18 protein-coding genes are annotated in these 20,822 nt (G+C 36.4%); 14 read left to right on the plus strand and 4 right to left on the minus strand.

The genetic code is table 11. From position 1 onward, the window contains the following. The first annotated feature begins 10 nt into the window (after positions 1–10). The 8 genes from INR75_RS07310 to INR75_RS07340 all read left to right on the plus strand — a co-directional run bounded on the left by INR75_RS07310 (position 11) and on the right by INR75_RS07340 (position 8,460). Positions 11–4,069 (plus strand): two-component regulator propeller domain-containing protein, encoded by a 4,059-nt coding sequence (locus INR75_RS07310; RefSeq protein ID WP_223091389.1) that lies wholly within the window; start codon positions 11–13, stop codon positions 4,067–4,069. 62 nt (positions 4,070–4,131) lie between these two features. Next, positions 4,132–4,368: a zinc-dependent peptidase gene (locus INR75_RS20590; protein ID WP_370629889.1), complete on the plus strand. Its 237-nt coding sequence runs from the start codon at positions 4,132–4,134 to the stop codon at positions 4,366–4,368. Between the two features lie 35 nt (positions 4,369–4,403). Continuing rightward, positions 4,404–4,904: a zinc-dependent peptidase gene (locus tag INR75_RS20595; protein ID WP_370629890.1), complete on the plus strand. Its 501-nt coding sequence runs from the start codon at positions 4,404–4,406 to the stop codon at positions 4,902–4,904. Positions 4,905–5,013: 109 nt separating this feature from the next. Further along, positions 5,014–5,505 (plus strand): DUF6428 family protein, encoded by a 492-nt coding sequence (locus INR75_RS07320; RefSeq protein WP_223091390.1) that lies wholly within the window; start codon positions 5,014–5,016, stop codon positions 5,503–5,505. 18 nt (positions 5,506–5,523) lie between these two features. After that, positions 5,524–6,144 (plus strand): protein-tyrosine-phosphatase, encoded by a 621-nt coding sequence (locus INR75_RS07325; RefSeq protein ID WP_223091391.1) that lies wholly within the window; start codon positions 5,524–5,526, stop codon positions 6,142–6,144. Between the two features lie 6 nt (positions 6,145–6,150). Further along, positions 6,151–7,200: an ACR3 family arsenite efflux transporter gene (gene arsB, locus INR75_RS07330; protein ID WP_223091392.1), complete on the plus strand. Its 1,050-nt coding sequence runs from the start codon at positions 6,151–6,153 to the stop codon at positions 7,198–7,200. Positions 7,201–7,311: 111 nt separating this feature from the next. Then, the gene (locus tag INR75_RS07335; RefSeq protein ID WP_223091393.1) at positions 7,312–7,917 is read left to right on the plus strand and encodes a DUF4403 family protein; all 606 of its coding nucleotides are present in this window, start codon (positions 7,312–7,314) and stop codon (positions 7,915–7,917) included. Positions 7,918–8,274: 357 nt separating this feature from the next. After that, entirely contained in the window at positions 8,275–8,460 is a 186-nt protein-coding gene (locus INR75_RS07340; RefSeq protein ID WP_223091394.1) for a hypothetical protein, read from the plus strand. Positions 8,461–8,476: 16 nt separating this feature from the next. Here the strand turns inward: INR75_RS07340 and INR75_RS07345 are convergent, their stop codons facing one another. Further along, positions 8,477–9,196, minus strand: coding sequence for an NUDIX domain-containing protein (locus INR75_RS07345; RefSeq protein ID WP_223091395.1), 720 nt, complete (start codon positions 9,194–9,196; stop codon positions 8,477–8,479). Between the two features lie 170 nt (positions 9,197–9,366). Here INR75_RS07345 and INR75_RS07350 point away from each other — a divergent pair, with 170 nt between their 5' ends. Continuing rightward, a complete protein-coding gene (locus tag INR75_RS07350; protein ID WP_092540291.1) occupies positions 9,367–9,723 on the plus strand; it encodes a hypothetical protein in 357 nt (118 codons plus the stop codon). A gap of 150 nt (positions 9,724–9,873) precedes the next feature. On the opposite strand, the gene INR75_RS07355 is transcribed toward INR75_RS07350, so the two are convergent. The 3 genes from INR75_RS07355 to INR75_RS07365 form a co-directional block, all read right to left on the minus strand. Continuing rightward, positions 9,874–12,276 (minus strand): glycoside hydrolase family 31 protein, encoded by a 2,403-nt coding sequence (locus INR75_RS07355; protein ID WP_223091396.1) that lies wholly within the window; start codon positions 12,274–12,276, stop codon positions 9,874–9,876. Between the two features lie 28 nt (positions 12,277–12,304). Further along, positions 12,305–14,212 carry a 1,4-alpha-glucan branching protein GlgB gene (gene glgB / locus INR75_RS07360; RefSeq protein ID WP_223091397.1) on the minus strand — a complete coding sequence of 636 codons (1,908 nt, stop codon included), beginning with the start codon at positions 14,210–14,212 and terminating at the stop codon, positions 12,305–12,307. Between the two features lie 239 nt (positions 14,213–14,451). Then, positions 14,452–15,204, minus strand: a complete 753-nt coding sequence (locus tag INR75_RS07365) for a DeoR/GlpR family DNA-binding transcription regulator (RefSeq protein ID WP_223091398.1) — start codon at positions 15,202–15,204, stop codon at positions 14,452–14,454. A gap of 231 nt (positions 15,205–15,435) precedes the next feature. Between INR75_RS07365 and INR75_RS07370 the strand changes: the two genes are divergently transcribed. The 5 genes from INR75_RS07370 to INR75_RS07390 all read left to right on the plus strand — a co-directional run bounded on the left by INR75_RS07370 (position 15,436) and on the right by INR75_RS07390 (position 20,818). Then, on the plus strand, positions 15,436–17,010 hold the full coding sequence (locus INR75_RS07370) for a glycerol-3-phosphate dehydrogenase/oxidase (protein ID WP_223091399.1): 1,575 nt from the start codon (positions 15,436–15,438) through the stop codon (positions 17,008–17,010). Positions 17,011–17,115: 105 nt separating this feature from the next. After that, entirely contained in the window at positions 17,116–18,609 is a 1,494-nt protein-coding gene (gene glpK / locus INR75_RS07375) for a glycerol kinase GlpK (RefSeq protein WP_092540296.1), read from the plus strand. Between the two features lie 13 nt (positions 18,610–18,622). Next, a complete protein-coding gene (locus INR75_RS07380; RefSeq protein ID WP_223091400.1) occupies positions 18,623–19,363 on the plus strand; it encodes an MIP/aquaporin family protein in 741 nt (246 codons plus the stop codon). A gap of 4 nt (positions 19,364–19,367) precedes the next feature. Next, positions 19,368–20,153: a hypothetical protein gene (locus INR75_RS07385; RefSeq protein ID WP_223091401.1), complete on the plus strand. Its 786-nt coding sequence runs from the start codon at positions 19,368–19,370 to the stop codon at positions 20,151–20,153. Positions 20,154–20,341: 188 nt separating this feature from the next. Further along, a complete protein-coding gene (locus INR75_RS07390) occupies positions 20,342–20,818 on the plus strand; it encodes a glutathione peroxidase (RefSeq protein ID WP_223091402.1) in 477 nt (158 codons plus the stop codon). The last annotated feature ends 4 nt before the right edge of the window (positions 20,819–20,822 follow it).

Genomic DNA, 20,822 nt, shown 5'->3' on the forward strand with positions numbered 1-20,822 from the left:
TACGAGATTAATGAATAAAACGGCCAAAGATAATTTCCGATACTACAAGTATGTATTTGGGTTGTTTCTTTTTCTCATAGCGCAAAGTCTTAGTTATGCCCAGGTTGGAAAATTGTTTTCTACCGATGCCGATCTTTCCAGCAGTTTAATTAACCAAATCTATCAAGACGATAAAGGTTTTGTTTGGATCGCAACAGAGGATGGTTTAAATAAATATGATGGTGCTAAGTTTTCAGTCTACAAACAAAACAAGAACGATTCTACTTCTCTTAAAAATAATTATGTAAAGTCGATATACCAGGATGGTAGTGGAAGGTTGTATTTCGGTTTTTTTAATGGCTTGCAATACTACGACTATGCAACCGAGCAATTTCATGATATTCCTATTTACGTGGGAAATAATTATTTATATCCATCTCATGTAATTTCAATTTTAGAACGAAAAACAGGTGAGATTCTGTTTAGTACTTCAGGTCAGGGTATAGTGAAATTAGAAAGAAATGAAGATAAATTACTTGCCCGGCAAATTGTAAGTACGCTGCCCGAAAAGTATTTCGAAGATCTTTTTGAAGATACAAAAGGAAATTTATGGGTTTCCAGCCAAAACTTGGGACTTTATAAGATCGATGCAGAGAATCAGGTAACAGCGTATTTTATAAATTCAGATGTAGATGCTTCAATATCTACTATTGCTGAAAGCGAAAGCGGAGATCTATATGTTGGTAGCTTAAGTAAAGGGTTGTTTAGTTATGATCGTGAATTAGACGAATTCTTTTTTATTGAAGATTCCCAAAACTTGCCGGTAAAATCTTTGCAGATAAGCAACCAGAATGAAGTTATGGTAGGAACCGATGGTAAGGGGCTTTGGGTGTACGATCCTGCCAATAATAAATTAAGAGAAAACGACTTTAGCATAGCTAATTTCGATTTTACGAAGACAAAGATTCATTCTATAATTCAGGATAAGGCCAATAATTTTTGGTTAGGTATTTACCAGAAGGGTGTTTTGCTGGTGCCAGATCGAGCGCATAATTTTGAATATATAGGTTACCAGTCTGTAAAAAATAATATTATTGGATCTAACAGCATTGTTTCCCTTGTAAAAGATAACGAAGAAACACTTTGGGTGGGCACCGATGGTGACGGACTTTATGGGATTAACACAAATGCAAGACAAAAATCTCATATAACCGCTAATACAGGGCAGGGCTCGGCCAGTGTGATGAGCTTGTTTCAGGATGCTAATAATACACTTTGGGTAGGAACATACCTTCAAGGTTTGGCAAAGTTGAATAAAACTAAAAACGAATTAGATTTTAGTGCTGAATTAAAAGACGAAAATGGTAATCGTGTAGAACGAATTTATGCCTTTGCTGAAGATGATAAAAAAGACGTTTGGATTGGCTCACTTGGTTACGGACTATTTAAATACGATATAACTACTAAAAGTTTCAGTAATTATAATCGAATAGAAAAAAAGGACGGTTTAGAAGACATAAATAATAAGTGGATCAACTGTTTATTATTCTCCAAGACCAATAAACTATATATTGGGACCTATGATGGTTTGTCGGCTTTAGATCTTAATAAGAATACTTTTCAAGATGAAAACGGAGAAGATCATATCCTTGGAAATAAGATCATTTATAATCTTTACGAGGATGAAGAACTTAACTTGTGGATAGGCACTTCAGAAGGTTTATATTTTAAACCCAAAAACGATACGATCACAAGAGTTTATAATACTTCAGATGGTTTACCCAGTAATGTGATCTGTGCTATCGAACCCGATCTGGAGAATAACTTATGGATTAGCACAAACCATGGGATCGCTAAGTTCGAAAGGGAAACTAAGCAATTCAAAAATTATTATTTCAGGGATGGGCTTCAGGGGAATGAATTCAATAAAAATGCTTCATTTTCAGATAAGGATGGAAAGTTATATTTTGGAAATACTAACGGAATTACATTTTTTCAGCCTTCAGAAATAGAAGCCACAGGAAGCAATATCGATCTTAGAATAACAGAATTTTATCTTCAGGACGAACCCGTAAAAAAAGGGATGAAATCTGGTTCATATTCGATAATTAACAAGCCAATTATAGAAGCAGATACGATAGAATTGGCTCATTTTGATAATGATTTTAGTATCGAATTCTCCTCTTTTTCTTTTAAACACCAGGAATGGATCACTTATGCCTATTCTCTAAATTCTGAAAACTGGATAAAGTTACGCCCGGGAATGAACACCGTAACTTTTAACGACCTAGATCCCGGGACTTATAATTTTAGAGTAAAAGCGAAGGATATTGATGAATATACCGGTGCAAGATCATTAATTATTGTAATTCATTCTCCCTGGTATCTCTCTAGTTGGGCTAAACTGGCTTATGTATTTCTGTTTATTTTGATGACCTATGCGATTATTCAGATCATTAGGCAAAGGCAAAGTACAAAGAAGAAATTAGAAGCGCATTTGCAGGCTGAAGAGATGAACGAGGCGAAATTGCAGTTTCTAACCAACATTTCTCACGATCTTAAAACGCCAATCACGCTTATCATGAACCCTCTGAATAAGTTGATCAAAAACGATTCTCAACCCGAGCGGCAAAGACTTTATAAGATCATGGAGCGTAACTCAGAGCGTATGCTTCATTTGCTAAACCAGTTAATTAACGCTAGAAAGATCGACCAGGGAAAAATTGAGCTTAAATTTAGAAAAACAGAGATCATAAGCTTTATTAAAAATATAGTTTCCCTTTTTGACGATCAGGTAGAAAGCAGGCGTATTCATTTTGAAGTAAGGCATCGTGAAGAAGAGTTGTATGCATATATCGATCCGCGTCACTTTGATAAGATCATTCAAAATGTGATCTCTAACGCGATAAAATTTACGCCACAGGGCGGCAATATAGAAATCGATATCGAAGCCAGCGAAAACTGGAAGAAATTTAGCATTGTGATTAAAGACAATGGTGTAGGAATTAAAGAAAGCGATATTGAAAATATTTTCAATCGATTTTATCGAATTTCGAGTAAAGAACACCGCCAGTTCGAAGGAACCGGTATAGGGCTTCATTTAACTAAATCTATTGCAGAACTTCATCACGGCACGGTAAAAGCCGAAAACAATAAAGATCAGCCTGGCTGTAAGTTTGTGATCACGGCGCCTTTAGGAAAAGATCATTTAGATGAAAAGGACATAGTCTTAGAATCGGCTGCAGAATTTACAAATGAGACTAAAGTGAATTTATTGAATTCCTCTTCTGAAGAATTTGAAGAAGACGCTACAGAAAAAAATATTCCTACCGTTTTTATCGTCGATGATGATGATGAGATAAGGAATTATATTGCCGGCGAATTTAAGGAAACTTACAATGTGCATACCTTCCCAAATGCAAAAGTTGCATTCCCAGAAGTGGCTAAAAATCCGCCAGATCTTATTATTAGTGATGTGATGATGCCTGAAATGGATGGAATCACTTTTACCCGAAAAATGAAAAAGAATATCTACATTAATCATGTGCCTGTTATTTTACTTACGGGAAAAACCGATAAAGAAACTAATATCGAAGGCCTGGATATTGGGGTAGATGCGTATATCAATAAGCCTTTCAATATCGAGATTCTTAGAAAAACGGCTAAAAACCTTATAAAGAACAGAACGTTGTTGAAGAATACATATGCAGGAAATCAACTTCAAGAAGATAAAATCAAAAAAGTAGATATTAAATCTGGCGATGAAGCTTTGTTAGAGAAATTTATGCAGTTGGTAAACGATAATACCAATAATCCAGATCTTAATGTAGAAATGATCGCAGGAGAATTAGGGATTAGTCGCGTGCATTTATACAGAAAATTAAAACAACTCACCAATCAGTCTGCGGGAGAATTGATCACAAATATCAGGTTAAAGCAAGCAGCAACATTGTTGGTTTCTAAACGTACAAATATTGCTGAGGTTGCCTATGCTGTGGGATTCTCGAGTACTTCAAAATTTTCTACAAAATTTAAGGACCTCTACGGTATGACGCCCAGTAATTACCGGAAGAAACATTTAGAAGTTTAAGCTTAAAATTGGCATCGATTTTAGGTATTTTTAAGCTGAATTTTTTGAAACGCATATTCTAAATGGATAAACTTTTTCAAGCCATTCTGGTAGTGGTAATCGTTGCAGCTTTTATTATTTACAGGGTTACCCGAAAGAAGAAAAAGAAAATAGCACCATTTCCTGCAAACTGGCATCAATTGTTATTAGATCACGTTGAGTTTTATGCCGAATTATCTACTTCGGAACAAAATAGATTTCAGCAGCGAATCATGATCTTCTTAAATGAAGTTTATATCAGAGCGTTTCGTTTAAATTAAAAGATTTAGATAAAATTTTAGTTGCATCAAGTGCGGTGATCCCTGTTTTTGGTTTTAAGAACTGGCATTATTCTAACTTAAGCACAGTGATCTTGTATCCAGATCATTTCAATAAAAATCTAGTTTTCGAAAATAGCGGAGAAGATAAAATAGTAATGGGATTGGTGGGAACTGGGAGATTCGAGCATCAAATGATCCTTTCCCGTCGTGCTTTACATGGTGGTTTTAAGACTTACAATGATCGTCTAAATACCGGGATTCACGAATTTGTTCATTTAATTGATAAAGTAGACGGTGTGACAGATGGCGTGCCCGAGCGATTATTAAAACAAGCTTACACCATTCCGTGGTTAAAAATGGTACACGAAGAAATGGAAGCTATTAATAGGAATAAATCTGATATTCGAAATTACGGCGGTACGAACGAAGCCGAATTCCTCGCTACAGCCAGCGAATATTTTTTCGAAAATCCTAAGCGTCTAAAACTTAAACATCCCGATGTTTACCGGATGCTTCACGATTGCTATTTCCCTTAAGAACATATTTAAATAAAAAATTTAAGCTCCACTTTTAAAAGTCTACTTAATTATCGTAATATTGCAATGATATTTAATCGTAATATTACGATAATTAAAATTCAGACTTATGAAATTAGCAGAAATAAAGAAGATCTTAAACGAAAAAACGACTATCGAATTTGAATTGCCAGATGGCAACTTAGTGCCCTCTCATTTTCATGTTACCGAAATTGGTCGTGTAGAAAAGAAATTTATAGACTGTGGCGGTACGCTTAGAGACGAAGCCAAAGCGAGCTTTCAGTTATGGGAAGCAAATGACTACGATCACCGCTTGCATCCAGAGAAATTACTTTCGATCATCGAACTTTCAGAAAATGTACTGCATTTAGATGAAAATTCAGAAATTGAAGTAGAATATCAGGGAAGTACCATTGGTAAATATGATCTTGAATTTAATGGTGAGCGATTTTTGCTAGTCAATAAATTTACCACCTGTCTCGCCCAGGATCAATGCGGGATTCCAGAAAATGCTTCAGAAAAGCCAAAAAGAAGTTTAAAAGATCTCACAGAAACAGCTGCTGTAGCTACTGCTTGTAAGCCTGGATCTGGTTGTTGCTAATCGAAAATATACCTCAAAATGTATAATGCTATCCAAGAATTTATTGATGCTTTAGATATCAATAAAATTAGTGAAGAACGTAAAAATGCTTTAGACGGATTTGTTTCTTTTATTGCTGAAAAAATTCAAAAGAAGGATCCTGTAAACCTCAATTTTATCTGTACGCACAATTCAAGAAGAAGTCATTTTTCACAAATATGGGCACAAACCATTGCTGAATATTTAGGGTTAAAAGATGTGCGTTCTTATTCTGGCGGAACAGAAGCTACAGCGGTATATCCTTCAGTATTAAAAGCCTTTCAAAGTGTAGGGTTTTCCGTAGAGAAACTTTCAAAAGATAAAAATCCGGTTTGCTATTTAAAATTTGCTGAAGACGCCCTGCCGATCATTAGTTTTTCGAAAGTTTATGATCATGGTTTTAATCCGCAGAAAAACTTCGCAGCGGTAATGACGTGTTCTCAGGCTAATGAAGCCTGTCCTTTTGTGCCGGGAGCCGAAGCCAGGATTCCTTTTACGTTTGAAGATCCTAAGGTAAGCGATGGTACACCAGAGGAGTTGGAGAAATATCAGGAAAAAAGCAAAGAGATCGCAACAGATCTATTGTACGTATTTACAAAAGCAAAAGAACTTTCAAAATAAAGAATCATGAAAAAGAAACTTAGTTTTCTGGATAGTTACCTTACCCTTTGGATCTTTATTGCCATGGCGGTAGGTGTAGGGCTTGGCTATTTTATCCCCGCAGTGCCACAAGCGATTAATTCCTATAGCGCTGGTTCTACCAATATTCTTATAGCTGTTGGGCTAATTTTAATGATGTATCCGCCATTGGCGAAAGTAGATTACAAGATGCTTCCAAAGGTATTTCGAAATGTAAAGATCCTTAGTATTTCTATACTTCTAAACTGGATCATAGGCCCAATTTTGATGTTTTCACTGGCAATTTTATTTTTAGGCGATCATCCTGAGTATATGACCGGTTTAATTTTAATAGGCCTCGCACGCTGCATTGCGATGGTTTTGGTGTGGAACGATCTTGCCGATGGAAGTAAGGAATATGGAGCAGGATTAGTGGCTTTAAACAGCATTTTTCAGGTTTTTGGCTATTCTTTTTATGCCTGGTTATTCATTACAAAACTTCCGCCGTATTTTGGTTACGAAGGAAGTATCGTTAATATTTCTGTAGCGACGATTGCAGAAAGTGTTGCGATCTATTTAGGGGTTCCGTTTTTAATGGGAATTGTTAGTCGTTTAGCTTTAGTGAAGCTGAAAGGCGAAAAATGGTATTCAGAAAAATTTATCCCTAAAATATCCAAAATCACCTTAATTGCTTTGCTTTTTACTATTGTGGTGATGTTTAGCTTAAAAGGAAATTTAATCGTAGAAATTCCTAAAGATGTAGTGCTAATCGCTATTCCATTAATGATCTATTTTGCATTAATGTTCTTAATTGGATTTATTGCCAGTAGATGGGCAGGGGCAAAATACGACGAAAACGCTGCCATTTCTTTTACCGCGGCAGGAAATAACTTCGAGCTTGCTATAGCCGTAGCCATTGCTGTTTTTGGATTAAACTCTGGTCAGGCTTTTGTTGGGATCGTTGGTCCGCTAATCGAAGTGCCAGCGCTAATTCTTTTAGTACGTGTTTCTTTTTGGCTCCGTGATAAATTGTATCGCAAACCGGCGATGCATTCTTAATTACTTAGATTCGCTAGAAGCTGGGTTTAGCTGAATTTTGAATCAATTTTAACCTAATATTAGATTTGCGGTGCTTTTTCTTTTATACCTTTAAAAGAAAGCCCGCAAACTATGATTGAAGATTACCAAAAAGGATTAATTCTGAATATTCCTGTAAAATTACCTTATGCTGTTTTAGAAAAGGTGATCGAAGAGAAGATGCAGGAAGAAGATGACGAAGAAAATAGCATTGCTGAGTATGCTGAAGTGAAATTTGTCTGGCTAGAGAAGAATCCTGAAGTAGATTATGATATCACGCTTGGTTTACGATTAAAGGCCAAAACATTTCTATTTAAAAATAAAGAATTAGAGCTTAAAATTCATCTTAAGTTCAATTTTGATCCGGTGACCAATCAATTTTCGTTGGAAGATTACGAAGCTGTTGGTGAAAACCAGAATAAACTGATGAATAAGATCGTTCAGATTATTCTAAATAAATTTCTTCAGAAGAAAGTATTACAAAAATCGAAGCAAAACCTATCAGAAAAATTACAGCAGGAATTAACCAAAATCAACTCAAAGCTTAAAGAAAACAATGAGCCAGCAGAAGGTTTATTGGTCGATGCTCAATTAGATCAGCTTAATATTTCACATTTCGAATTTGCACCACAAGACCTGTATGTTTATTTAAGTCTTACCGGCGAAGCAGCTATGGAAGTTACCAAAATTCCGGACTAATCAGGCGCTTATGAAGCGATTAGTTTAATTTTATTTCTTTTTATAGGACTTTCTTTAAGTGCTCAAAATCTCATAGAAAAATATCCAGATGTAAAGGAGCTCAAAAAAGCTTGGGATAATAACGATTCTCTGCAATCTATCATTTTAGAAAATGAAGATTTTATCGAAGGATCTTTAGATGGTGGAGGTGAGTTAATTGGTTTTTACGATGCTGCTAACAACGAAATAAGAAAAATTACGGTTACACTATTTCTTTCCTACGGAATACAATATTATTCATTCTATTTAGAAAATGAAGAACTTGTGTTGGTGCGGGATTGCGCTAAATATTTCGGCTACGATACCAAGTCTAATCAAATGAATAAAAATAAATTTGATGGTGGGTTTGATGGAATTTATATCTTCCGGAATAGAAAATTGATCGATCAGATTAGTTTAGGACATAACCGATTTGAAGATGATTCGATTGATGCCGAAGAGACTTTCCTAAAAGAACTCGAAATTTATAAGAAGAAGATTTCTAAAAAATTAGAAAGGAAGTAGAAATTCAATGGAGCGTCTAAAACTCAAACGTAAAACCTTTCTTAGTTAGTTTCTGATAAACTTCTTCATCAAAACTATAAAGCTTGGCAGCACGATGCGAAACATCCTTTTGTTTTTCGCCAATATCAACAAGGAGTTTCATCTTTAAAAATTTTCTACGGAAGTTAGGTTTGTCCATTTTCACATCTAGAATTTCTTCGTAAAGATGCATTAACTGAAGTAGCGTAAATTTTTCAGGAAGTAAATTAAAACCAATTGGTGCCTGTCGTACCCGATTCCTTAGTTTTTCCTGGGCAGCTTCGAAGATAAATTTATGATCATAAATAAGATCTGGCAGTTCTTCAACTAAAAACCATTTAGCTTCAGAAGCAGTAAAACCGGCGGCAATTTCATAATCTTCACTTTTAACCAGTGCATAATATCCAATAGTGATCACACGGCTGGTAGGGAAACGATTAGGTTCACCAAAGGCCTGTAATTGCTCTAAAAAGATATTGTCTAAGCCGGTAAGATCTCTTAAAACTCTTTTAGCCGAATTGTCTATAGATTCTTTTTCGGTAATCCATCCCCCTGGTAATCCCCATTTATCTTTACTAATTCCTTCAGCATGCTTTACCAGAAGAACTTCCATTTTCCCCTCATTAAATCCAAATACCACACAATCTATGGTAACTGCTTCAATAAAGTTTTCTTCCTGAATATATTTTTCACCTTCTGCGATAAAGCCTTTGGACATCTTGTAAAAATTTAATCGTAAAAATAACAATTCTTGGCAAAAGGCCATCTATAAATCATTCAATCCAACTTTTAACACTTACCATTGGTCGATAGATAAAATGAGCTACATCGAAATCTTTCCATTTAGCTCCTCTTTGATAGTAATTTTAGGGTATAAATAAGTACAAAATGAATGTAACAGTAGAAAATACAAACGGAGAAATGATCGAGGTGACTATCGAGGTCTACAGCAACAAGCAGTTTGTAAGCTGTTGCGAAGCTGAAAATATGCAGGGAACTTATGCTAGAGCTAAAGATCCAGAAAGGAAACCGGGATCTGTCTATCAGCATAAAATAGTAAAAGCCTACATCGAGAAAGAAGCAAGAAAAAATGGTAGAGTTACCGCAGCGAATGCACTTTGTTTATGTAGTAGATCGATTGAAGAATTTACCCAAAATAAGTACCAAAACAAACAAATTTTTTTTATTGAATTGATGAGCCAAACACCCTATGATTTGCAACATCATTATTTGATAGAGAAGTAACGAGGAGACACTTTTTTGCCCTAAAAAAGGAGAGTTTAATTTACATTAGAAGAAAACGGATTGGTGGGGACTAGGTCAAGCCAATCCGTTTTCTTTTTCTTTTTTTCTGAATTTTTTCAGGACCTGCTTGTTTAACAGCCCAAGTTTATGCTATTCACTAATTAGACGCAGATCTGTAAAGTTTTCCTGTAAGATAATTGTGTTACTTTCTTTGTCGTAACCAATACTTTCCAGACTTACATCTTCATTATTTACACTAGCCGATTTAATTTCGAAAGGCAATCCATGAAAAGTAACTTTCATAGTTTTTAGATTCGATTCGTAAGTTCCGGCAACGTGCTGCTGAACAATGATCTCTTTAGATTTACCCGTAAGTTTAAATGTTCTTAGATTGAACAGTCCCATTTTATAATCATATCCATCATGATCGTCTTCGTAATAAACCGAATTTTGTTTTCCATTTTTATAGTAAACATCTAAACTTAATTCTTCTATTTCTAGCTCGTCTACATATTGCTGCACTGGATACTTAGGAATAATGGCTCCTTCTTTTACAAAAATTGGCATGCTATCTAAAGCAGCGTCTACCCAAAGCTCTTTTCCACCTTCAATAACGGCATCATTCCAGAAATTATACCATCGTCCGCGTGGAATATACATTCGGCGTCCCTGTACATTAGGTTCCTGTATCGGGCAAACTAAAAAGTGGTTTCCAAAAATAAATTCATCTGCACGATAATGTGTTTGTACATCTTCCTGATCGAAATATACCAAGGGCTTAAGAATAGGTACATTATCTTCACAATATTGATAAAAAGCAGTGTATAAATACGGAAGCAATTGATAACGCAGCTCTACGAACTTACGCGTAATATCCAGAACTTCTTCACCAAAATACCATGGTTCCTGCTCTCCATGATCTCCTGATGAATGCACGCGACAAAATGGATGAAATACTCCAAGCTGAATCCATCTGGTAAACAATTCGCCCGTTGGTTGATCTGCAAAACCACCAATATCGGTCCCGGAAAAGCTAAAGCCGCTCATTCCCAAACGCTGAATTTGAGTGTTGGCCAACCATAAATGTTCCCAGCTGGCAAGGTTATCACCCGTCCAGGTAGAGCTAAATCGCTGCCCACCCGAGTAACTGGCTCTGGTAATCGTGAAAGGACGTTTTGGGAAAATATATTTTTTTACTCCTTCGTAAGTAGCACGAGCCATTTGCATTCCGTAGATATTATGTGCTTTACGGTGGCTACATCGATTCCCGTCGTAATCGTGTCTTACATCTAAAGGAAATGTTTTTCCCGGTACTTCCATAACGGCGGGCTCATTCATATCGTTCCAAACGCCTTTAATACCGGTTTCAGCAATTAAGGTTTTGTAATGATCTGCCCACCATTCTCTAACTTCAGGATTTGTAAAGTCTGGGAAAACGCAGTTTCCAGGCCATACTTTTCCTCGCATATAAGGCCCATCTGCACGTTTACAGAAATAATCTTTTTCTAGTCCGTCTGCAAAAATCTCGTATTTCTCGTCAATTTTAATTCCCGGGTCGATGATTGCTACGGTTTTAAATCCGTCATCTTCCAGTTCTTCTACCATTCTTTTAGGTTCTGGAAAATAATCTTTATTCCAGGTAAAGCATCTAAAGCCATCCATATAATCGATGTCCAGGTATAAAGCATCACAAGGAAATTTATTGTCTCTAAACCCCGCAGCAAGTTCTTTTACTTTAGCTTCTGGATAATAACTCCATTTACTTTGATGGTAACCTAATGCCCACATCGGCGGTAATTCTGGTCTCCCGGTAAGATTGGTGTATTTTGTAACGACCTCGGCGATCTTTGGCCCATAGATAAAATAGTAATTCATCTCTCCACCGTCTGCCCAAAAACTGGTAATGTGCCTGCGTTCGTGGCAAAAGTCAAAATGGGTTTTAAAGGTGTTGTCGAAAAAGATTCCGTAAGCTTTTGCACTATGCAAGCCAATATAAAATGGAATTGTTTTATATAATTCTGGCAGATCTTTCCCGAATGCATATTGATCTGTATTCCAGTTGCTTAATCGCTTTCCTTTTAAATTGAAAGTGGTGGGTTTATCGCCAAGGCCATAAAAGTTCTCGCCATCCATCGAGTTCTTACTCATTTTTACGTAGTTACCACCAAACTCAAAACTTTCTTCCCAGTGAAATCCAAGTTCGTCCTGAAGGATCAATTGATCTTCAAGATCGAACATTGCAGTTCTCATGTCAACTCTATTTATGCGACATTTTATTTGTTCTGTGGTTATCCAAATAAATTCTTCGTCTTCAGTAAGGTCTAAAACCGAGTAGCCATGAGATTGATCTTCATCTATGGCGTAAGAAAAATCATTTTCAAAAATTCCATCTGTAGCATACCTAAACCTAAGCATGCTGTCTCGCACTACAGTGATTATAAGTTGTACACCATTTTCAGAAGTAAAACAAATAGAATCTCCGTTTTGCTCATAAGAAACCAATTTAGAGGGGAATAGGTTTCCTTTCTTTTCTAATTCTGTATTTGTAATCATATTCTAGGTATTAAAAACATTTAGGGATTTATTCTATGCTGAAAAAAACACTAGCCAGGGGAGGTACTGTAATTACTGCAGAATAATCTTTCCCGTGAAATGCCTGGTTTTCGATATTTAAAGGTTTATTTTTTACACCAGAACCTTCGTATTTAGAATTATCTGTGTTGAGGATCTCTTTTAATTTTCCTGGTCTTGGGACTCCTATGCGATAATCGTTTAGAACGGTAGGAGTAAAATTACAGATGATGATAAGATCATCTTTTTCTTCTTTTCCTTTTCGCAGATAGCATAATACTGAGTTTTGGCTATCATCGTACGAGATCCATTCAAAACCTTCTGGGCTAAATTGCTTTTCGTATAAAGCCGGATATTTTTTATAGACTTTGTTGAGGTCTTTTACTAGTGTATTTAAACCTTCGTGAATTGGATATTCCAATAGACTCCAGTCTAAACTTGAGTTATAATTCCATTCGTTATATTGCCCAATTTCGCCTCCCATAAAAAGTAAATTATTTCCTGGGTGCGAATACATATAACCATACATTAATCTTAGGTTAGCAAAGCGTTGCCACTCATCTCCTGGCATTCGGCCTAAAAGTGAGTTTTTGCCGTAAACTACTTCGTCGTGACTTAGCGGTAAGGTGAAATTTTCACTAAAGGCGTAAGTGAGACTAAAGCTAATTTCATTTTGATGATATTGGCGATAAATACTATCCTTTTTAAAATATTCTAAGGTATCGTGCATCCAGCCCATCATCCATTTCATACCAAAACCAAGTCCGCCTAAATAAATAGGTTTAGAAACACCTGAATAGGCTGTAGATTCTTCAGCAATGGTTTGCACGCCTTCAAAACTTTGATAAACCTCCATGTTTAAATCTTTCAGGAAAGAGATGGCTTCAAGATTTTCATTTCCGCCGAAAATATTAGGTTCCCATTCTCCTTCTTCTCTAGAATAGTCCAGGTATAACATCGAAGCTACAGCATCTACTCGTAGGCCATCAATATGATATTGGTCTAACCAGAAAATTGCATTGCTAATTAAAAATGAACGTACTTCGTTACGTCCATAATTAAAAATAAGACTTTTCCAATCTGGGTGATATCCTTTTCGACGATCAGGATGTTCATATAGGTGAGAACCATCAAAACGGCCTAAACCATGATCATCTTCAGGAAAATGCGAAGGAACCCAATCCATGATCACAGCGATGTTTTTACGATGAAAAGCATCAACCAGAAACTTGAATTCATCTGGAGTTCCAAAGCGCGAAGTTGGTGCAAAGTAACCGGTTACCTGGTAACCCCAGGAAGGATCGTATGGATATTCCATTACCGGCATAAATTCTACATGGGTATAGCCCATCTCTTTCACATAATTAACCAACTCATCTGCCATTTCGATATAGGAAAGCGATCTGTTTTCTTCCCATTTTCGTTTCCAGCTGGCTAAATGAATTTCATAAACCGAAATTGGTTGATCCAGGGCATTTTTATTTTTTCGGCTATTAAGCCATCTTTTATCTTTCCATGCGTAATCATCTTCCCAAACGATAGATGCAGTGGCCGGTGGATGCTCACATTTACGAGCGTAAGGATCGGCCTTTTCAGCTTTAATATTATCAATACTGCTGGTGATCTTGTACTTATATCTGGAGCCTTTGCCAACACCGGGAATAAAACCTTCCCAGATACCGCTACTGTCCCATCTAACCGAGAGTTTATGTTCGTGCTCTGTCCAATAATTAAAATCTCCGATTACAGATACTTCTTTAGCTGATGGTGCCCAAACTGCAAAATAAGTACCTTTTGTACCGTTAACTTCTATAATGTGTGCGCCTAGTTTTTCATAAATTCTGTAATGTTTACCTGCTTTGAATAGAGAAATGTCGAAATCTGTGAATAAAGAATAAAGCTGTACTTCCTGCTTCATAAGGGGTCGTAATAATTGGTTAGTTTTTAATGAAGGTGGTTAGGCCTTCAAGATTATTTTATCCTGAAAAAATTAATAGGATAAACCTGTAATCTTGCCCTTAAATTAGTGTTTTAAATCTACATCTTGAAGTTTTTAAAGTAATATTAGCTTTTAATTAAAACTGAAGAAGGGAAATTAAGGTAGAATCTAAAACTGAAGCTTTATACTTGATTTTGAGTAAGCTGTGAAAACCTGGACTAAACAATACTAAGCTTAATTCCCAGGTCTCTTATTTTTTTAGCCAGGCTGGGAGAAATTCCGTTATCGGTAATGATCTGGTCGACTTGTTCTATGGCGCAAATTCTGCCAAAACTCTTTTTTCCAAATTTAGAAGAATCTGCCAGGATGATCGTACGCTGTGAAGATTTCATCATTTTTTGGTTTAACAAGGCTTCTTCCAGGCTGGTCGTGGTGCAGCCATATTCCAAATCGATACCATCTACTCCTAAAAATAATTGATTGCAGGAAATGTGCTCTAAAATATGTTCAGCATAATGCCCAGTAACCGAGGAAGAAGTATGTCTTAAATTACCACCAAGTTGAATCACCTGTATATTTTGATGATTCAATAGTTCTAAAGCAACATTTAAAGATGAGGTTATAACGTTTAAGGCTCCTTTATTAGTTATAGATTTTGCTAATTGCTGAACCGTGGTTCCAGAAGCTATCATGATAGAATCGTTATCTTTTATCAATTTTGCTGCTTCTTTCGCAATATCAGATTTTTCCATTACCGAGATTTTTTCTTTCTCGTTTACCGGTCTGTCATTGATGTATGGATTTTCTAAAGAAGCACCACCATGGGTTCTAAACAAAAGACCTTTGTCTTCCAGTAATTTTAGATCTTTTCTAATCGTAACTGCCGAAACATTAAGCTCTTCGCAAAGTTCTGAAACTTCTACGTGTTGCTCGTGATTAAGTTTGTCTAAAATTAGTTGGTGTCTTTTCATAACTAAAATAATGGCCTTTACAAATGTATAAAATTAGCTGCTTTAAAGCGTTTTTCTAAAACGAAAGAAAGTGAAATAAACCCTATAATTATATAAATTTTAAGGGAATATACAGCTTCATACGCTTTCATTAACACTTTCGTTTATTTTCTTTAACTAATATTTTATTTCGTAATGTTTCGTTTTGAGATAATTTTATTATTTTAGCTGAAAATTAGAAGATTCCAAATTATGGGTGCTAAAAATATATACTCAAGAAAATCATTGGTCAATTCGGCTAAATCTGTTGAAAAATGGGATGTGATCGTGATCGGTGGTGGAGCAACAGGATTAGGTGTTGCTTTAGATAGTGTTACCAGAGGTTATAAAACCTTATTGTTAGAGCAGGTAGATTTTGCTAAAGGAACTTCGAGTAGAAGTACAAAGCTTGTTCACGGTGGAGTAAGATATTTAGCCCAGGGAAATATAGATCTTGTAAAAGAGGCTTTATATGAAAGAGGGCTTTTAAGTAAAAATGCGCCTCACCTAGTAAAGAATCAGAGTTTTATTATTCCTAATTATAGATGGTATGAAGGGATGTTTTACACGGTAGGACTTAAAGTATATGATTTTCTTGCTGGTAAATTAAGCTTAGGAAAATCACTTCATATTAATAAAAAGGAAACAATGAATCGTCTAGAAACGATTCGTAGAGATAAATTAAAAGGCGGTGTTGTTTACAAAGATGGTCAGTTCGATGACTCTCGTCTTGCTGTAAACGTTGCACAAACTTGCGTAGAGCAAGGGGCTTCAGTGCTTAATTATTTTAAAGTAAATAATCTGGTGATCGACGAGAATCAGATCAAAGGGGTTTCAGCAAAAGATATGGAAACGGGCGAAGACCATCAATTCTTTGGAGATGCGGTGATCAATGCAACCGGGGTATTTACCGATGAGATCTTAAGAATGGAAAATCCAGATGCTCGAAACATGGTAAAACCTAGCCAGGGAGTACATTTGGTTTTTGATAAATCTTTTCTTCCGGGAGATGATGCGATCATGATTCCAAAAACTGAAGATGGAAGAGTTTTATTTGCTGTGCCATGGCATGATAAAGTAATTGTTGGTACGACAGATACACAGTTAGATGAGCATAGCTTAGAGCCGGTAGCACTAGAAGAAGAAATAGAATTTATTCTTAAAACCTTCAATAACTACCTGGAAAAGCAAGTAACAAGAGATGACGTAAGAAGTATTTACGCAGGTTTAAGACCACTTGCGGCGCCAAAAGGCGGTTCAGAAAAATCTAAGGAGATTTCAAGAAGTCATAAAGTCTTAGTATCCAAAACTGGTTTGATTACGATCACCGGAGGTAAATGGACTACTTTTAGAAGGATGGCCCAAGATACTGTCGATAAAGCTATAGCCTTAGGTAAATTACCTAAAAAAGAGTGTAAAACTGTGGATCTTAAGATTCATGGGGCAAAGGAAAATCCAGATTTGTCGAATCACTTATATATCTACGGAAGTGACCAGCCAGAAATTCAAAATTTGATAAAAGAAGATCAATCTTTAGGAGAGAAGCTTCATCCTAGGTTAGATTTTCTAAAAGCTGAAGTTGTTTGGGCAGCACGTCACGAACTAGCAAGAACAATAGATGATGTTCTGGCCAGAAGGGTGCGAATGTTATTTATGGATTCTAAAGCAGCTATTGAGTGCGCTCCAGAAGTTGCTAAAATATTAGCTAAAGAACTAGAAAAAGATGATGTATGGGTAGAAAAACAAATAGCTGATTTTAAAGAGATAGCATCACACTACACTATCTAAAATCTAAAAATAGAAACCAATTATTAATCAAGATAGCTCTCGGGTTTTTCCCGGGAGCCTGGGATTACTCATTTTCTAATGAGCCCAAATTAAATAAAAGTAGTTATGGATCAATACATGTTAGCCCTGGATCAGGGTACTACCAGCTCTCGCGCAATCCTTTTCGATAAGAAAGGTACGATTGTGTCTGTAGCTCAAAAGGAATTTACGCAATATTTTCCAAAACCGGGATGGGTAGAACACGACCCAAGCGAAATCTGGTCAACTCAGGCTGGTGTAGCTGCAGAAGCCACAACAAAGCATGGGATGAACGGAAAAAACATTGCTGGAATCGGTATTACAAATCAGCGCGAAACCGTTGTAGTCTGGGATAAGAATACTGGAAATCCTGTTTATAATGCAATTGTTTGGCAGGATAAAAGAACTTCAGAGTATTGTGATGAGTTAAAAAAGAATGGAAAAGCAGACCTAATTAAGAAAAAGACTGGGCTCGTTATCGATTCTTATTTCTCTGGAACTAAAGTGAAATGGATTCTGGATAATGTTGAAGGAGCCAGAGAAAAAGCAGAAGCCGGTGATCTTATTATGGGAACCATCGATACCTGGCTTATTTGGAATTTCACTAAGGGAGAATTGCACGTAACCGATGTAACCAACGCGTGTCGTACGTTGTTCTTCAATATAAATACCATGGATTGGGACGACGAATTATTAGAAATTTTCGATGTACCAAGAAGTATGCTGCCAGAAGTTAAAGATTCTAGCGAAGTTTACGGGCATACCAAAACCACCGTTTTTGCATCAAAAATTCCTATTGCTGGGATTGCTGGAGACCAGATGGCTGCATTATTTGGACAAATGTGTACTAAAAAAGGGATGGTTAAAAATACCTATGGAACTGGTTGTTTCATGTTAATGAATATCGGTGAAGAACCAATCGTTTCAGAAAATAACTTACTTACTTCTGTAGCCTGGAGAATCAACGGGAAAACAGAATACTGTTTAGAAGGTTCGATCTTTATTGCTGGAGCGGTTGTGCAATGGCTTCGAGATGGTTTAGGAATTATTAAAAGATCATCTGATGTAGAAAATCTTGCCGGATCTGTAGATAGTACAGATGGGGTTTATTTTATTCCAGCATTTTCTGGTTTAGGAGCGCCACATTGGAATCAAAAAGCTCAGGGAACCATGTTCGGAATCACCCGTGGTACTACAGACGCTCACATAGCAAGAGCTTCTTTAGAAGCGATAGCATATCAAACTATGGATATTCTTAAAGCTATGGAAGCAGATAGCGGTATCGATATTAAGCAACTTCGTGTAGATGGAGGGGCTTCAGTGAACGATATGCTTATGCAATTTCAAAGTGACGTTTTAGATACCCAAACTGTACGTCCAGAAATTACAGAAACTACGGCACTTGGTGCAGCTTACCTTGCTGGTTTAGCTGTTGGTTACTGGGATAGTATGGAAGAGATCGAAGAGATCTGGCAGGTAGAAAAAGAATTTCAGCCAACAGAAAATCAGGATGCTGTACAAGATGGAATCAAAGGTTGGTATAAAGCTGTAAAAGCTTTAGAAGAGTGGACTAAACTTTAATTTGTAATAAGATATGACACCATTTATTGCAGAAGTTTTAGGAACAGCTATACTTATCCTTTTAGGAGGTGGAGTAGTTGCCAACGATATTTTAAACGGAACCAAAGGTAAAGGCGGCGGTTGGGTTAGTATTACCACAGCCTGGGGGCTTGCCGTATTTGCCGGAGTTGTAGTTGCAGGACCTTATAGCGGTGCACATTTAAACCCCGCCGTTACACTTGGTCTTGCTATTGGAGGATTATTTCCATGGGCAGATGTACCTACTTATTTAGCCGGTGAATTTTTAGGAGCAATGATAGGATCATTCTTCGTATATGTGATGTATAAAGATCATTTTGATGCTACAGAAGAAGGCGGTTTGAAAAGAGCTGTTTTTTGTACAGACCCGGCAATCCCAAATAACTTCAGGAACTTAATGAGCGAGATTCTTGGAACCTTTGTTTTGGTAATTTCGGTATTTTATTTTGCCGATGCTTCTTTTGAAAGCACTGGAGGATCTACAACAAAAGTTGGACTTGGAGCCATTGGAGCAATCCCTGTTGCATTTATCGTTTGGGGAGTAGGACTTTCTTTGGGAGGAACAACTGGATATGCAATTAATCCTGCTCGTGATCTTGGACCTCGAATTGTTCATGCACTTTTGCCTATTAAAGGAAAGATCGATAGCGGTTGGGGATATGCATGGATTCCTATTGTTGGGCCAATTATTGGTGCAGCAATAGCAGCTGGACTGTTTTTAATTTTAGGTAAATAATGCTATGAAAAAGATAAATTTTATTTTTCTGCTGGCAGTTTTGTTGGCGGGTAAGGTTTCTCATGCTCAGGTTAGCGAAGAGAATATCGTGGAAGAGCGTAATGAAGAAGAGGTGGAAGATGATTCTAAGTTATTCCATTTTAATCTTCAGCTTAAAAACATGCACCTTTGGAAAGGTTTACATGTTACCGATGCACCAATGACGGCAGTCGATCTTAATTATACTTCTAAAAACGGATTTTTTAAAGCCGGAGTTTGGGGTGGTAGAGGTTTCAATGGCGATTATACCGAGTTTGATTATTATGTAAGTTTTATGCACAATGGATGGTCTTTGGCCATTTGGGATATTAATAATTATAGTGATTTTCCAGATGCTAAGATTTTTGATTATGATCGTAGCGCAACTTCACATTTTATAGATGTGACGTTAGCATATCAATTTCAAAAAGTACCATTAAAATTATCCTGGAGCACCATTGTGCAGGGTAGGGATACTTTTATAAATGACGAAGGGCAATTAAGAAATGCATATTCAAATTACGTAGAAGCCAGTTATGTTATTTTAGATAAAAGCAACTGGTCTTTATCTGGATTGGTTGGAGGATCATGGTCTTTTGCACCGCAGGAAGCTCATTTTTATGGAGACGAACCTGGCATAACCAACGTAGGATTTATATATAATAGAGACCTTAATATTTTCGATAAATTCATCCTTCCTGTGTCTGCTACGGCTAGTTGGAACCCGGTACAGGATTATGGCGCTATTCAGGTTGCTTTTAATTTGTTTTAATTTCTGTATATCAGTTGTTTAATAAGTTTTAATTATTAGTTGAAAAAGAGTTTTATTCGCTGATTTTCACTTAAATTTGAAGTAAAGAAAAGATAATATCCTCATAAAGTTTATTTATGAGGATTCTTTTAATTTACCGTACGAATTGATGAAATTCGGGTTTGAAAAAGAGATGGGAATTATTTGCTATGAAAATTTACGATTTCGATATAAAAACTGCCGGTGGGCAGTCTCTTCAATTTAAAGATTTTAAGGACCAACCGATTCTGCTTGTGAACACCGCAACAAAATGTGGGCTTACTCCGCAGTTCGAAGGTCTGGAAAAACTTTATCAGGATTACAAAAGTAAAGGTTTAGTAGTTGTTGGTTTTCCTTGTAATCAATTTGCAGGGCAAGAGCCGTTATCTAACGAAACTATGGAAGAAACCTGCAAGCTCAATCACGGAGTAACTTTTCCGCTTACACAAAAAATAGAGGTAAACGGCAATGATGCTCATCCTATATTTAAGTATCTTAAAAAGTCTTTGCCAGGAACTTTAGGCAAAAGAATTAAATGGAATTTTACAAAATTTCTAATTGCTCCTAATGGTGAACCCTATAAAAGGTACGCCCCAACAACCTCACCAGAAAAAATAGAAAAGGATATTCAACAACTTCTAAAATAGCGCA

Source organism: Zunongwangia sp. SCSIO 43204 (assembly GCF_019904275.1).
GTDB classification, from domain to species: domain Bacteria; phylum Bacteroidota; class Bacteroidia; order Flavobacteriales; family Flavobacteriaceae; genus Zunongwangia; species Zunongwangia mangrovi.

Bases quoted from the DNA above. Each gene is read 5' to 3' on its own strand.
- INR75_RS07320 (WP_223091390.1), top strand. From the start codon at position 5,014: ATGAAATTAGCAGAAATAAAGAAGATCTTAAACGAAAAAACGACTATC.
- arsB (WP_223091392.1), top strand. From the start codon at position 6,151: ATGAAAAAGAAACTTAGTTTTCTGGATAGTTACCTTACCCTTTGGATC.
- INR75_RS07380 (WP_223091400.1), top strand. From the start codon at position 18,623: ATGACACCATTTATTGCAGAAGTTTTAGGAACAGCTATACTTATCCTT.
- INR75_RS07340 (WP_223091394.1), top strand. From the start codon at position 8,275: ATGAATAAAAATAAATTTGATGGTGGGTTTGATGGAATTTATATCTTC.
- glpK (WP_092540296.1), top strand. From the start codon at position 17,116: ATGGATCAATACATGTTAGCCCTGGATCAGGGTACTACCAGCTCTCGC.
- INR75_RS07370 (WP_223091399.1), top strand. From the start codon at position 15,436: ATGGGTGCTAAAAATATATACTCAAGAAAATCATTGGTCAATTCGGCT.
- INR75_RS07355 (WP_223091396.1), bottom strand. From the start codon at position 12,276: ATGATTACAAATACAGAATTAGAAAAGAAAGGAAACCTATTCCCCTCT.
- INR75_RS07335 (WP_223091393.1), top strand. From the start codon at position 7,312: ATGATTGAAGATTACCAAAAAGGATTAATTCTGAATATTCCTGTAAAA.
- glgB (WP_223091397.1), bottom strand. From the start codon at position 14,212: ATGAAGCAGGAAGTACAGCTTTATTCTTTATTCACAGATTTCGACATT.
- INR75_RS07385 (WP_223091401.1), top strand. From the start codon at position 19,368: ATGAAAAAGATAAATTTTATTTTTCTGCTGGCAGTTTTGTTGGCGGGT.
- INR75_RS20590 (WP_370629889.1), top strand. From the start codon at position 4,132: ATGGATAAACTTTTTCAAGCCATTCTGGTAGTGGTAATCGTTGCAGCT.
- INR75_RS07325 (WP_223091391.1), top strand. From the start codon at position 5,524: ATGTATAATGCTATCCAAGAATTTATTGATGCTTTAGATATCAATAAA.
- INR75_RS07350 (WP_092540291.1), top strand. From the start codon at position 9,367: ATGAATGTAACAGTAGAAAATACAAACGGAGAAATGATCGAGGTGACT.
- INR75_RS07390 (WP_223091402.1), top strand. From the start codon at position 20,342: ATGAAAATTTACGATTTCGATATAAAAACTGCCGGTGGGCAGTCTCTT.
- INR75_RS07345 (WP_223091395.1), bottom strand. From the start codon at position 9,196: ATGTCCAAAGGCTTTATCGCAGAAGGTGAAAAATATATTCAGGAAGAA.
- INR75_RS07365 (WP_223091398.1), bottom strand. From the start codon at position 15,204: ATGAAAAGACACCAACTAATTTTAGACAAACTTAATCACGAGCAACAC.
- INR75_RS07310 (WP_223091389.1), top strand. From the start codon at position 11: ATGAATAAAACGGCCAAAGATAATTTCCGATACTACAAGTATGTATTT.